Origin of the sequence: Legionella worsleiensis, from assembly GCF_001467535.1 — a bacterium.
In the GTDB taxonomy this organism is placed as follows: Bacteria; Pseudomonadota; Gammaproteobacteria; order Legionellales; family Legionellaceae; genus Legionella; species Legionella worsleiensis.
This window is the reverse complement of record NZ_LNZC01000002.1, coordinates 1-14,302: the sequence shown is the minus strand read 5'-3', so window position 1 is coordinate 14,302 and position 14,302 is coordinate 1. Positions and strand designations below refer to the sequence as shown.

The following is a 14,302-nucleotide window of genomic DNA, read 5'->3' as shown; positions in this document are numbered from 1 at the left end:
TGACATCCTGAGGTTGATTTGATAGGGTTCTTGCCGACTAAATACCCATTTAAATTAATAATTAATCAGCCTCAAGCCATCCTTGATTTAGCAGAGAGTCCAATGTTAGAAAAAGAAGAGATAAGTCTGTACGAAAAAGCAGCAGAAAATGATCTGAATTTTATAAAAAAATTTATCTTAGAGCATCCTGATGATATCAATCGACCTTGTCAATATCCTAATTTTCGTACCTTAAGAAATGTTCCCGCTCTGTTCAACGTTTCGGTTATGGGACTTGGGGCATTAGCTACCCTAGTGCCAGCCCCGCTCATTGCCTGGGGTTTAATAGCGAGCATGGCTCATACAAGCGGGAAAGCCATTTTGGATGATGGTAAAAACAATAGAAGTAGAAAAAATTGGACGTTACTGGATTATGCTGCGGAAGCCGGTGCGACTGATGTGGCGGTTTGGTTAATAACACAGGGGGCTGATATCACGAGCACGTATTTTATTGATCTTGCCCGAGCAAATGGCCATCATAATTTTATAGGAGCGTGTGAAAGTGTGATGGCTACTCTCAATGATTTGGTGGCAGCGGATAACGAACTTACACAAGCCAAGGAAATGCTTGCGAATGTTGAGGAAAGCTTGGATCTGCCAGCGGTAAGGCTCTTAAGCAAGCGTTTTAAACTGACTGAGCTGCGTGGTGAGTTTGCCTCAGTTGTTGAGCGTTACGAGAGACTTAAGCTTTTTGTCGATGAAAATGGGTTGTGGGACGAATTTGAGCAATCCCATGCACCAGTTGTTGAAGTGAACGATGACGCATTAAAAAATCCACGATTATTTTTAGAAGAGCTGGAGCGTGCCATTAATTATCTCTCGAATATCATCAAGAGCAACAAGTTGGCACAGGTGACTGAGAAAACCTCCAAGGTTCTTGGCAACTTACAAACAAAATATACGACCTACAAAGCACAATTCAATTCATTGATTGGAATCGCAGCGGGATCATCCAGCAAAAGTTTGTCAGCGCCCGTCGAACGAGGGACTTTTTTTGCACAACCTTCGGTAACAGAAAAATATGTCCACCCGTCGAAATATCCTCATGGATTGACTGAAATTAAAAATGCACCTTACGATCCGGGTGATTGTTTTCTTGATGCTGTCATTGCCTTGCTTCCAGCAGACAAGTATTTTGACGATTATGGTCACGAGATGTCTGGCAAATGTTACGACAGCGTGATGTTTTATCACAGTTGGCAGCAAACACATCTGAAAAAAGATAACTCTTGTCGTGTTGAGTCTGTCGAACGTTTAACGTCACCTTATCGTCAATGGTTAAAACAATTATTCCGGAAAAAAGTTTATGAACAGTTAGGTTCTTCTGAGGATTACAAAAACGCATTTGTTCCACAAACAATTCCGCTAGGGGTTAATGATGAGAAACACTGTGATAATATCGAAGACTATCGCAATGCGATAAATACACCATTAGCCTATTTTGACGAACTTGCCATTCGGGCCTTTTGTGACAGCAATAAAATTCCAGTCATTGTCGTTGAGGAAAATTCTTCCAATAAGCCTCTTTTTTATGGCGAAGAACACTATTTCAAATCAGGCAATCTTCCTCTATTTATTGGACATGTGAATGGAAACCATTTTGTACCTCTCAGGCAGTCAGCAGATAAATCATTAGATATGCTTTTGGCTGAGATGGGGATCTCAAAAAATCCTGAAGAAGCTAATCAGTCAGGAGGTTTATTGATTTAATCTTCCCTCATTGATTTAAACATTCTCATCATCGCAGTCTCAACGAGTATCGAAAATAATGACAAGATTCAAATCATGAATCTCGACAATAGAGACTGCGTATGGAATTAAAGTTGCGTAGACGTGTGTTGAATAACGAAAGAGGCCAGTAGAATGCCAAATGCTAAAAATAAATCACAAAAAATAACTTTAATTGATGATACATCAACTTTTTGGTTGGTTTCGCATAAAGGAATAAAAATTTATGCAGAAAATGAAAAAGTAGCTGGTACTGTTCTCAATACGCTGAAAAAAGCTGAATGGAATCATTGGCATTCTCCACTTTGTGAAAACATCATACTAATGGCTAAAGAGTCAGTAAAATCAGGACAAGTTAAGATAATCGCATTTGATACTGAACGTTTGCAACGTGGTGCCCTCGGTCGTTTCATATATGGACCAAACGTAATCGATGAAATTCATCTGGCGGCGACCAGAACAAGCGGGATGCGCCCTCTTCGAGGAACGATTATTCACGAATTAACGCATCACGTTCTGCCGCTTGCTAATCGTAAGCAATCAACATTTGGCATAGAGGTTTTTGATCATCAGGAAAAGATTAGACGATCATTGTGCACTAACTTTCAAGATTATATGAAAAGACGTGCTATTGGAGCGTTGTCCATTGAAGAGCGAACAGTTGCCTCATATATTTTTAAATATCCTCGTCGTTATCTTGGTGTGAAGGTCATGCACCGTGAGCACATTACCCATACGATGAGCGCCTTAACAATTTCTGAAAAGGCCTGCTGGTCTATAGCTCCCGATTATTTAATAGCGCTAAATGACTACATCGAATTTGAAATGAACAGGAAGAAAATTGTTCCTGTTTCCAAAATGGCGACGCAATCAACTCATTTATCTGAATTTGAGCTTTTCGTGCCACCAAGAGACTTGGCCGTGCCAGCAAAACAGCCTATCCACAGCCCGGGATGCGCAATGACACGAAAGAAGTTAATATCCAATGGGCTTAAGCTTGGTGGTTTAGGGCTGCTGACGCTCTATGGGTACTATCAGTCATATATCCAAGCTTATGAGCATTATAACTACCTTGAATCACAGAGTCCGATTTTACATACAACAATAGCTACATCAGCTTCTCTTGGTGAATTCGCAGCAATGTGTAGTTATTGGTCATTCATCTCTCTGTGTGCAGGACCCTACCTGACTACGCTTGGTCTTATTGGAAGCATAGAGGACTCCGTTAGTGCTGATTCTGTTGCGGCACACCAGGCAGCTGTGCATGAATATCGGGAGAGAATCGGTAAAGTTTTAAGCGCAGAGGAAGTATCTCAAAACCTTGCTTTGTACGGTTCGCTTTTTGCAACGGGCGACGATGAGAGCCTCCAAAGGCCTTTGCCCAGATTCCTGGACGAAGGGTCCATTACTCCAATTGAAATCAGTCTGTTAAAAACAGTGGGTAGCGTTATTAATCTAGGGCAACAATTCATTACTGATACAATCTATGCAATGCATGATTCAGCGCTCAGCGCTATTGGACACCCAAGACCGGCCGATCCAGCCAAAACACTGCAAGCCAGCCTAAGTCTTCAACAAGCCTATCATGAATTGCAATTACGCTCATCACCATCTAAAAAATTTAAGGGCGATATCATCAGTAATACCTTGCAGCAGCCAAGCCAAGTTGACTTTACAACCCAGGTACAAAATACGCCGGCCGCTTCAAGCAGTAATAAATCGTTATCTGACATAACTGGATTTGTTTCCAGTGACGACGAAAGATTCCATTTCGCCCCTCCAAAACACTGGATTAAAGAATATCAAATTGATCCCCTCAATGTGGCTAACACGTTGAGACCCCAAACGCCTCTCCCACCAAAATTAGATTTGTCTTTTCATTTTTCTCCAGATGGTTTTCAGGTTGGCGTAACAACCTCATTTGGCTATAACTTGCCTCGTGGGAATTTTAAACCAGATTCCAATCAAACACCCGAGACGCAGTCCTGGTTTAATGGGAATAAAACATTTTCAGATTTATTTGGGGCAGTTGCCGTACCCGTTATTGAACATTTCATGGATTGGGATGAAAAAAGGTATCAGGAGCGAGAAGCCCATGCGGTCAAGAAACAGGGAAAAATTATAACAAGGGATTGTGAGGAAAAATTTTTTGGAAAATATAATAGAATTTGTGAGTTATATAATGCATACACTGAAGAAAGCGACAAAAACAAGCAAGATGCGTTATTAGTAACACTCCGAGTTGAAACAAATAACTTTTTCCCTGAAGCGCAAAATTTTTTATTTCAATATCAGTCTTATAAGCCTGACACAAAGAAGTACCAGATTGGTGGCCACAGGGTAAGATATCCTGTCTATAATTTTATTCAAAATAATTTATTACCTGTCATTCGATCAGTTGTAGAAGAAAAACTTCCACAACTTGACAGAAGCATAACAGCCTTGGAGGCAGAAGCTAATAATTTCAAATTGGAAGAAGGCATTACGAATGCATATGGACGTTATTTAAATAAAGAAATATTTTTAGATGATCTGATCAAACTTCGTATATCCAATGTGGAGTTAATTATTAACAACTTGATGGTTATTAAGGAGGCCTTGCATGGCAGAGACAGATTTAAAGTTAATTTACTCATTGAAAGAAATAAATACCAAATACTAAGCCTCCAAACAGATATCAAAATGCAGCAGGCAGCTCATGACACCATAGCAGGAACAATGCAGCTAACTGATTTCAATAATCTATTTGAGGAACAGGATGCTGTATTGAGAAACAGAATTATTTTTCTTGAAAAAATAAATAAGAAAAAAGGGGTACACACGGATGAAAGAAATGCAAATAATGCAGAAATAGCGAAAATAAACGATCAAAGAGGGCATAACAGGGATTGTAAATTCTTTATACAAAATTATTATTTAAAGAGTACTTGTAGTTCTCGTTTTTACGAAGCGTTTAATGGCTACCTGAGTGGAACAATGACTAAGGAGGTCTATGATGACCTATTTCTCGCATGTCAAAACTCATACCTGCCACTTTTTAGTTATTTCGAAACCCAGACTCAGACTCAAGAAACTATCGATCAAATCAATGAACTTAAAAGCCAATGGAATAACAATGAAGCGCATAATGCTTATATTCATAATAAGGATGCGAGTAACAGCTATCGATCCATGTACTATAAGGGCTGTAACGACTTCTTGAAGGAGAAGATCGACGATAATAAATTTGAAGAAAAGCATATTGCCTATAAAAATTCATTAGATCCTCTTTCTGCTTACTTTGAACAACAATCACAACATCAGCAAGAACAAATCAGGAAAGTCATCGATAAACTTAAAAATATTAATAAAAATAACGTTGGAAAAATGATTGTTAGCAACTCGTTAATTGAATCTGAAATTGAGGATATTTACAAAGCCTACATCAACGGAGACTTAACTGAAAAAGAAATTAAAGAAAAATGTGTCGCATATGAACAAGCATTTTTACTTATTCCTGATATTGATAAAAAACAGGTTAGCGCATTATTTGATATTCTAATAAATAAAATTGAGACACAATTTGGGATAAATGAACAAATTAACACCATTAACGAGGAAAAAACCTTTGCTGTCAATCATAAGATTCATATCAATCTTCAATCTGAATTTAATCAAGCCTGCAAAATCTACGTAGAAGGTGAGCTTGAACAAAAATATCATGCCTATCTGGATTCATTTGAGCTTCTTTTTTCTTATGATGAAAAAAACATTGGTGAACACAAAGAAAATAAACACCAGGCATTTTGTAAATTTATCCAGACATTAATAACCGCAAATGCACCAAATGACTATATTTTATCACTCATTGAACAACATCAAGTTTATTGCACTGATGAACGTCAATTAATCATTAGCCAGCATTTTAGAGCACTCGTAAAGAAGGATATAAATGAACTGGTCGCAGATTTTAAGTCTTTAAAAAAACTTCCTCTGGAAGAAGGATTAGAGCACAGGATCACAACCCTTTACAGGCTTACCGCCTTGTTGGATGAAAAACAACTGGCAAAAAAGAATTTAGGATTGCTTTCTCCTGAGGAACAAATAACAACCTTATGGGTTGAGATATTTTCCGACACTTCTGATCTTCTTGACCAGATAAAGAGTCAACTTAGTAAAGAAGAATCTGACGAGATCCCACAGTTAGAGCAAGCGTCTGATCTTATCGATCAGGAAAAAAGTCAATCTAGTGAGGAATTAATCAAACACTACACTCTGCATTCAGAACAAGTTGCAAGGAGAATAATAGAAGATCTTTTTTATGAGCGTAATCGAGAATTTATCCGCCAGGGTAAAAACGTGTCTTATTGCGATCTTACTGTTGATGTGATTTGCGATCTCTTTCCCGACGCAATAAAACAAACTCTGCATCTATCTGATCAACAATTTGCTAATCTTCATCGGGTTGTTAGTAATTCGTTCGCCGCAATCAGCACGTATATCAATCATTCGATGGCGAAAATGCTGTCAGACCCAATTCCCGCAATAATCCAAAAAACTGGTTTACCGGAACCTCAAGCGCTATCCCTTTACAATAGCTATGTTGCGATGACTAGCGGGGCTGATGCAAAACCTGAAGGACTAGAGGTTGCTCAAGGTGTTTTCAACAAAGCAACGCCTTATGTAACCGTTGCAAAACTGGCTACATCTATTGCTGATTTTTTATTGCAGCTGCTCTATGAAAATGACATTAAAGATCTTCTCGATAAACCAGACTTCGAGAAATGGTTAGAACACCATTTTCTGGCTAATTGCGCCCAATCATTCAGTACCATGATTGGTAATGCAGCATCAGCTTTTTCGACAGCGCAGGAACTGTTGTCCATTGCACTATTGCTCCGCCAAGGCCCTGACAAAATAGATAAATTGACTTATGTGCGAAAACTTGCTGGTAGTTTAATTAACATGCCTTACTTGCACCAGATGGTGCATGACTTGATGCGTGATCGGGATGGTCGCATTTCAGAACATCCTTTGTATGTATTCTACAGTTTATTGATAAATAACATGCAAAGTAATGCGGGCCAGCAATTAATTTGCAAACATCAGGATACCATTCTTGATGGGATAACCGAGATTTTCGCCCGCAACACCTTTTTTGAAACCCTTGCCAACACCATTACGCTAGAACAGGACTCTATTCGAAATGTGTGGTTTTATACACGTAGCTTCGTTAATGCTTGCCTGGCACTAGCAAATTATCGCTCCCTACAAACGGACATTATCAGCAACAATATCAAATTGGATCTGGAAGAAATTGAAGATTTGATAGCTCAGGGTGATGTTTCTTTAATTAATCAAAAAGCCATTATGTTGTATAGTGATCTAAAAGACAAATTGGCTACCCTGCAAAACCCGGATTGCCTAAACTCCGATCTAAGACAGCTTTATATCACCGTTTTATTTAAACAACATTTGTTGGATTGTTTCAATCCAGTACAAATCGAATCGCTGCCTGTAGAGGGAGATGGATTATTTGAATCGATTTCCGTTCATTGTAACATTCCTGTCGCAGGATTACGTTCCAAGGTTGCGTTGCATATTATTAAAAATAAAGATTATTACGAACCATTGATAAACGGCTCTTTTGATGCATTTATCAGTGGATTGAGAAATCATGCAAGAAAAGACCTGTTTCAAGAAGGAGAACCTCCTTTTAAGACGGTTATCCATGCCTTGTCTGAAGTTACAGGACGCCCAATTATTATTGCATTCAATGGTACCCATCCGGATTTAGAACGACAAGGCCTGGACGCACCCGGTACAATAAAATTAGGTGATCCAATATTTCTTGCCTATAAGCAAGTTGGCTCAACTGCAACGTTTCAATATCAGGTTATACTCCTTCGAGGAGAGGCTTTTGCAGAGGCTGTCTATGCAAAAATATTGGCTACAAAATCAGGCTTACCACAACCTGTGTTGTCGCAACGTCCCAAATTTTTCTCTACACCAACCGAATTAAAAGAGCGGGTAAAACGTGCTCAAGCAGCGATTGTGGATGAGGGAGGGGATCCTTTAATATTGTTTATGGGTAAAAAATGAGGTTCTGTCCAAACGTGGGACGAACGGGATCGTCACTTTGTACAGGATGTTGGGAAAACGCAAGCAAAATTCCCGGCGCATATTCTACAAGTATATTGCCATCCGACTCGCTCGCACGTTGAAGCAGCCCCGCAGCAAATCCGGCACCGGGGTTTGGCGTCCAACACCTACTTAAAAACCATTTAAGTAGGTAGTGATCAAATAACTGTGTCATCTCTTTTAAGGTGTTATAATTGCAACAAGATTGCAGCTATAACTGGATTCTTGATCCCTGATTATCTATTGGAACAAGTCAGGTGGCTTTTGACTAATGCCCTGATTGCATGGCATGAGACGTACCCTGAACCAATGGTGTAGCCACTGAACTTGAAGCAAGCGTTGACGCACACCAAAATGTTTGCTTTCTACTAAATCCAACCAGAGTGTCTTGCGGCTCTCTCTTTAATTCCAAATAGTTTGCAATCGTATCAACCATTTTTGAAATATCTTTTTCCTTTTTTCTCCGCACTGCAATAAGCATCTCCCGCATATCCATTTCGTCATAATCATCTTCTTTCATTTCATCCCTTTGCTTTGCGAGATCAAGCAGAGTCTCACCTTTGAGAGTAAACGATAGATCCGCACCTTGAGTTAATAAATAGAGTACAATTTCAGCACGCTGAAAATAAACGGCAGCGGACAATGGTGTTGCATTTTCCCAGAGTAAGATAGAGCGCAAATAGTCTGCCGGGTAATTGGGATTTGCATGGTATACCTCGATTAGTTCTTTAATGAGTGCGAGAGCAGCACCAGAATCTGAGATATTTTCTATAACCTTTATTAACATACTGGTTAAATCAAAGCCTGTTCCGAATAATATTTTTGACCAGGATTGTTTAAAGTTTGCCAAGAATGGACAATGTATTGTAATGTGTAACGAGTCGATTAATTCAGCTCGTAAAGAATCGATTGGAGTATTAGTTTCAATTGCTTCTTTAAGAATTTTTTTAGTACTTTGACCTAAAGTAACGGCAATGTTTTCAAAATCATCTGAACGATGAGAATTTAGCATTTCAAATCGAAAACGGCCATCACTTAAAACAGTAAACCAGCTTACATGGCAATCCCGGGATGGCGCTACAATTTCCTGGAATGGCTTTTCCAGTGTCAGTTTAGCAAATGCGAACTGCATATTGTTCAAATCATTTTTGAAACTTCCCGTAGAGCAAGAGTCCAAAAACACAGTAGCATCTTCACATAAAACATCAGGAAGACTACTAAAAATTTCAGTGATATTTTCCAAATTAATTTTAAGGCTTTTTGATGCGACCATAGATTTGGGTGAGCCATGCATACGAAACCAGAGTAGCCCCACGCTTCCTCGAGGAAGTTTTGATATTTGCTCCGTAAGATCGGTGAACTCATCAACACTTATTTCTAAAATCTCATAACCAACCTGCTTTAAATCATGGATTTGTTTATTATATAAACCAAAACTCGAACGAAACTCATTGGTATTTGTAGTTGTTTGCAAAATCACCGCATATTTAACCATATTACTACTCATTGAAGCACATTAATTGATCAATTATATTATTTTTGGCGCACAAAGTGAAGGGCTGATAGGTTAGCAAATGATATACCTAAGTCCTTAAGCAGAACGAAACAATCCATTTTATGAAATATACCAGTCAATATGTTGAGCGCTACTGGAAGTCTGGCCAACGAAAGTTATTTGAACCCCTCTATCATCGGTCAACCAGTACTATTGAAGAAACCATCACCTACCTTGAAGGATGGCTTCATAGAATGCCCCATGAATAAATCTGTGATTTAATAGATATTGTTTAACTTTATAAGGCTTTATTACATTACTAACTGAATGATTTCATAGATAAGGCAATCTGTTGCTGGGCAATTCTAAAATCATTTAGCAAGCCTGTTTGCTTGCAAACGGGGATTAGTCCTTGAATAGAGGAAAATCCTGTTTGCAAGCAAACAGGCTACTTGCTGGGCAATTCTAAAATCATTTAAGTAATAATACATCAGATTTCTACAAACGCCTGCACATAACAACGTGAGAAAACAAAAATGTTACCATTTTTCTGAATAAAGAAACTCAGCCTACTCAGAAAAGGAGTGTTTACAACAAACCTTATAATAAGAAATAATCAGAACCAACTAACCATTTGGATTGATGATGCAACTAACGCAGTTTACAGACTACTCATTACGTGCCTTAATTTACATTGCCCTGCAAAAAGAGTCATGTACGATAAAAGACATAACGAAGGCTTACGATATTTCAAACAACCATATGATAAAGATCATTCATAATTTATCAAAACTGGGATTAATTAAAACCATTCGCGGGAAGAATGGTGGTATTTTAATGGCGGCTCAGCCCGAGGCGGTGAATTTAGGGCAACTAATAGCTAAACTGGAGCCTCATTTTGATTTAGTACCGTGTTTCAATAAAGAAAAAGCCAATTGCTGTATTGCCCCTGTGTGTAAATTAAAGGGGATTTTGCATGAAGCCCAAGCCGCATTTATGGATATTCTGGAACGCTATACTTTAGCTGACATGTTACAAAACAAAAATGAATTGTCTGTTTTTTTCAACATTAAATAAGGCGCAACTAAAGTTATACGATTTTTTGAGCGAGCAAAAAACAAAATAAACCCGACATAGGTCTTCCCTGTTCATCTTGTTTATGTAAATGACCTACCGATTCTTTATATTCAAGTATTGACCACCCGCTGTCTTGATAGGTATGGTACAGTTCTTCTTTTTGCGGAAGAAATGTGAAAAATTCGGGTAGCGAATAAAGATCAGATTGGATGGGAACTACTAAAAAATGATATCCACCTTTCTTAGTTATTCCTTGAAGCTCAGCGAGCAATGCTGGGATGCGGAGAGGATTTAAAAACTGTAAAGTAACCGTTGAGATCACTAAATCATAAAATTCTGATGCACGATTTAAAGGTTGATTTAAATCATGCAGTAACGTATCAACCCCAGGCATTGGTTCTCTCTGAACAATGTCTTCAATCGTCTTCAATGCTGATTGGTTATGATCAATTCCTAGAACATGATGTCCCATTTTTGCTAAATAAAACAAATTCCTCCCAGAGCCACAACCTACATCAAGGATTGATGCGCTTTTTAAATGCTGCAAATAACTCTGGTACACATACAACAAGTCACTATGCACTGCTCCCAAACCGTATTTTTTATTAAAATAGCGCTGGGGCATGCAATAAAACTCAAGATTTGCCTTGAACGGTTCACTAACAGGTATGATTCTATGCCATGCCGCTGGTGGGATCACCAATTGAGGATGAGCTGTATCAACTCGAGTTCGCAAACATTCATGGCCCTGACCATTAAGGAATACAAAATCAATACTTCCTTCCTGAAGTGATAGCTTACCCCAAGTTCCTTCTTTAGTGCTGTGCTTTTCCAAAAAAAATTTCAGTTTTCCATGGCTATCAATTTCGACTTGTTTATAGCACATTAACTCGCAGCATTCTGATCTCATGATGTACCCTTATGTTTCTGGTTAACAAAAACTCAGTTATTTGTTGCTGTTTTTAGTATCGTAAAGCTCCGGTTCTAATTTAGTTAAAAGAGTACGATCGTTCACTAATTTATCTGCCAACTGATGGTTTACATCCCTATGCTCCTCCTCATCAAAACGTACAGCTAACAATACCTCACGCAAGCGAGCATCAGGTGCTAATCCCCAGTAATTTTTTGCAATCTCAGGAGCGGGACAATTTTCAATTAGGCCATTATCTAGTTCTTGTATATAGTGGGTGTAGCTGACAACAGCTTCTTCCTCAAGATATCCCACAAAACGGTGAGCTGTTTTGGAAGAAATTACATACATCAACAAATATAAAACTACGAAAATGGCTTGTGCGATAAAAATAATCACTCGTTCAAACCAATTAGGTTTAGCAATGTACATAAATGTAATTAAATGCATTCGCTCATTTTCTGCTTCATCCAGCAATGTTTTTATCCAACCCTCATCATTTTTAATTTTTCTTAAACAACGTAAATGCAATAAAGCAGCGCCAACCATGCCAGGCACTGCAGCCACTGTTTCAAGTACTATAGCGCGATTTCCATAACGTTTTTGAAAAAAGGTATCAGCAAAAAAACGAAAAAACTTAACCAGACCAAAGGCAATTTTATCACTAATGGTTTGAGCAGGTTTATGAATTGCTGACATGATATAGCTCCTTTATGGAATATTATACAGCATGATTATAATAAAGATGCATTTTAAATACAACTTTAAGCGCATTTCTATTTAACTCTGTTTTTTATGTATCAATCAAATGGAATGGGATTGTGTAATACCTTAGTTGATAACAATATAATCCCGCCTACTCTTCATTCTTCCAAATTAGTCAATAAGCATATAGTTTCTGCATGTCATTAGAACATAATACAGTTTGAGCTTCCTATAATCTATTAACAGGCCAATCTCACCAGGACATCTCTAATAAACGATCAATATCAACATCACAAAATCGTTTACAAATTATCTTGGCGGACACACCTGACATTCACTGCAGTAATCATGGGCATTTTTTTAGGTTTTGTTTAAAATTCTCATGTCCAATGAAACTTGAAAACCGCACTTATTCAAAAATTTGCTTCAGATTAAGTCAAAATTTAATTAATAACAGAATAATCAAATCTTGTAATACCAATTAGTTTATTTTCAAAATATAATTTAATGTAATAATCTCCATTTTTTAACGGTACAATCTGATCTTTTACCATTGCACCAACCTTAGGATCCATGCTCAAAGTTTGCGTGTAACCTTTAATAATGTCTCCACCTACATGGCGTGTAAAACCACTAAGAGATTGTTTAACAGTGCTCTGCAACACAGGATTGCCTTTAGAATCAACGCAAACAACTTTGACATCATACATTTTCTTTGTCGGATTAATTACGCCAATTATTGCGTAATAAAATATTATAGGGTCGTTTTTTGAAAATGAATCGGTTCTTTTACCAGATTCATCAGATTTTGAGAAATCATTAACTACGTAATCGGTTAAAATCATAGTATCAATAAAAACACCATCTTTAACTGCGGTTGCATTCGCTAGACTACTTATAAAGGTAAAGAGCACAAAAAAATGTCTGAATATTTTATTCATTTAAAACTCCTAAAATATAAAAATCGCTGGTCATAAAGTCGACTTTTTGGGTTTATAATACATCTAACGTATATGTTTTAATTTAGAAAATTTTGCTGCTATCTAAGAGCGAATTAAAATTACTTCCTTTCTAGTCAGTTACAAACAAATTTATAGGCTTCCCTTTTTGTAGTTTCAGGTTACGTAGTAAAACCACAATATTTAGACAATCCGTTGATAATAAATTCTCATAGAACGCATCAAATTCATAGAAATAACGCCCTCTCAAGTTTTTGAGTCTCACTGCCAAGCTAAGAACGATTCTCTTGGATCAAAAACAATTAAATCCATTTACTTTCTTCTATGTTCAGACATCCATACCTCCTCATTGTGAATATCCAACATTGCTTCATACAAGCTATTGGGCGTCATTGATACATGAAACTGTGACCCATAAATTTCATATTCTTTTATATCGTGATCGGTCACTACCCAACTTCTACCGTACCAGGGAATAGCCTTAGCTAAATTATTTTTAGCCACTATACAAACCCCTGCACCGCTCTTTTTATCAACATATTGCAGCATACCCAAAATAAGCAGGCCCTTTACTTGATCAAAATTATCATTAACAGGAGGAATCAATTGCTCGTTTATCCAATTTTTACCTTTCGACCAATTTTTGCTACTCACATCAAATGCAATTAAACAAACAGCTGCAGAGCGAATACACTTTTTAAACTGTTTCATTAGTTTATATTCCCCCTGACTAGAAGCATACAGCACAAACATCTGCCCATCTGATGAGACAAAATGTTCAATAATTTGATCGAAACCAACTTTCTCACAGGGTCTGGGAACACCGCCATAAAGCCCAAAACTAAAAATGAATCCAATTAATAAAAAACAAAACTTCATCTTTTTTCTCCAAAATATCCCAGAATTTTTTCATAATTATCCAGAATAAGTGCAATACTGCTCACATAAGACTTGCCATCTTTGTCAATATTATTCACACAACTGATTCTGTATATTTTTATACCATATGAAAGATGACCTTTACTGTAAAAGACCAATATCCTGTTTATCCAGAGCATCATGCAACTACCCTAAATGATAGTTTTGATTAAAGACAGTCACTGCAGGACTCATGGGCATTTCTATTAGGTTTTTTTAAAATGCTCATGTCCATTAAAACCAGAAAACTGCACTTTTTAACATGTGTGCGTATTCCGGAGGACTTGATCACTAATTCCGTTAGGCATTTGATCACCGATTCCGGAGTATTTGATCACTTCAACGCCTCAC

10 protein-coding genes are annotated in these 14,302 nt (G+C 37.6%); 4 read left to right on the top strand and 6 right to left on the bottom strand.

The window, feature by feature from the left end; genetic code table 11:
• Window positions 1–102 precede the first annotated feature (102 nt).
• The gene (locus tag Lwor_RS00405) at window positions 103–1,749 is read left to right on the top strand and encodes an OTU domain-containing protein (protein WP_058491713.1); all 1,647 of its coding nucleotides are present in this window, start codon (window positions 103–105) and stop codon (window positions 1,747–1,749) included.
• 153 nt (window positions 1,750–1,902) lie between these two features.
• Window positions 1,903–7,848, top strand: coding sequence for an OTU domain-containing protein (locus Lwor_RS00400; RefSeq protein ID WP_058491711.1), 5,946 nt, complete (start codon window positions 1,903–1,905; stop codon window positions 7,846–7,848).
• 307 nt (window positions 7,849–8,155) lie between these two features.
• Here the strand turns inward: Lwor_RS00400 and Lwor_RS00390 are convergent, their stop codons facing one another.
• A complete protein-coding gene (locus Lwor_RS00390; RefSeq protein WP_147279846.1) occupies window positions 8,156–9,394 on the bottom strand; it encodes an ankyrin repeat domain-containing protein in 1,239 nt (412 codons plus the stop codon).
• Window positions 9,395–9,504: 110 nt separating this feature from the next.
• Between Lwor_RS00390 and Lwor_RS13620 the strand changes: the two genes are divergently transcribed.
• Both Lwor_RS13620 and Lwor_RS00385 read left to right on the top strand, forming a co-directional pair.
• Window positions 9,505–9,651 carry a hypothetical protein gene (locus Lwor_RS13620; RefSeq protein ID WP_157063113.1) on the top strand — a complete coding sequence of 49 codons (147 nt, stop codon included), beginning with the start codon at window positions 9,505–9,507 and terminating at the stop codon, window positions 9,649–9,651.
• Window positions 9,652–10,027: 376 nt separating this feature from the next.
• Window positions 10,028–10,459 carry an Rrf2 family transcriptional regulator gene (locus Lwor_RS00385; protein WP_058491705.1) on the top strand — a complete coding sequence of 144 codons (432 nt, stop codon included), beginning with the start codon at window positions 10,028–10,030 and terminating at the stop codon, window positions 10,457–10,459.
• 13 nt (window positions 10,460–10,472) lie between these two features.
• On the opposite strand, the gene tehB is transcribed toward Lwor_RS00385, so the two are convergent.
• The 5 genes from tehB to Lwor_RS00360 all read right to left on the bottom strand — a co-directional run bounded on the left by tehB (window position 10,473) and on the right by Lwor_RS00360 (window position 14,094).
• On the bottom strand, window positions 10,473–11,369 hold the full coding sequence (gene tehB, locus Lwor_RS00380; RefSeq protein WP_058491703.1) for an SAM-dependent methyltransferase TehB: 897 nt from the start codon (window positions 11,367–11,369) through the stop codon (window positions 10,473–10,475).
• 36 nt (window positions 11,370–11,405) lie between these two features.
• On the bottom strand, window positions 11,406–12,068 hold the full coding sequence (locus Lwor_RS00375) for an alternative oxidase (protein ID WP_058491701.1): 663 nt from the start codon (window positions 12,066–12,068) through the stop codon (window positions 11,406–11,408).
• A 449-nt stretch (window positions 12,069–12,517) separates the two neighbouring features.
• Window positions 12,518–13,015, bottom strand: coding sequence for a hypothetical protein (locus Lwor_RS00370; RefSeq protein ID WP_058491699.1), 498 nt, complete (start codon window positions 13,013–13,015; stop codon window positions 12,518–12,520).
• Window positions 13,016–13,345: 330 nt separating this feature from the next.
• Window positions 13,346–13,912 (bottom strand): hypothetical protein, encoded by a 567-nt coding sequence (locus Lwor_RS00365; protein ID WP_058491697.1) that lies wholly within the window; start codon window positions 13,910–13,912, stop codon window positions 13,346–13,348.
• Complete coding sequence (locus tag Lwor_RS00360; protein WP_058491695.1) at window positions 13,909–14,094, bottom strand: hypothetical protein; 186 nt, start codon at window positions 14,092–14,094, stop codon at window positions 13,909–13,911. The genes Lwor_RS00365 and Lwor_RS00360 overlap by 4 nt, the downstream gene beginning before the upstream one ends.
• Between the last annotated feature and the right edge of the window lie 208 nt (window positions 14,095–14,302).

Coding starts and splice junctions, on each gene's coding strand:
- Lwor_RS00405 (WP_058491713.1), top strand. CDS start 103: ATGTTAGAAAAAGAAGAGATAAGTCTGTACGAAAAAGCAGCAGAAAAT.
- Lwor_RS00400 (WP_058491711.1), top strand. CDS start 1,903: ATGCCAAATGCTAAAAATAAATCACAAAAAATAACTTTAATTGATGAT.
- Lwor_RS00390 (WP_147279846.1), bottom strand. CDS start 9,394: ATGAGTAGTAATATGGTTAAATATGCGGTGATTTTGCAAACAACTACA.
- Lwor_RS13620 (WP_157063113.1), top strand. CDS start 9,505: ATGAAATATACCAGTCAATATGTTGAGCGCTACTGGAAGTCTGGCCAA.
- Lwor_RS00385 (WP_058491705.1), top strand. CDS start 10,028: ATGCAACTAACGCAGTTTACAGACTACTCATTACGTGCCTTAATTTAC.
- tehB (WP_058491703.1), bottom strand. CDS start 11,369: ATGAGATCAGAATGCTGCGAGTTAATGTGCTATAAACAAGTCGAAATT.
- Lwor_RS00375 (WP_058491701.1), bottom strand. CDS start 12,068: ATGTCAGCAATTCATAAACCTGCTCAAACCATTAGTGATAAAATTGCC.
- Lwor_RS00370 (WP_058491699.1), bottom strand. CDS start 13,015: ATGAATAAAATATTCAGACATTTTTTTGTGCTCTTTACCTTTATAAGT.
- Lwor_RS00365 (WP_058491697.1), bottom strand. CDS start 13,912: ATGAAGTTTTGTTTTTTATTAATTGGATTCATTTTTAGTTTTGGGCTT.
- Lwor_RS00360 (WP_058491695.1), bottom strand. CDS start 14,094: ATGATGCTCTGGATAAACAGGATATTGGTCTTTTACAGTAAAGGTCAT.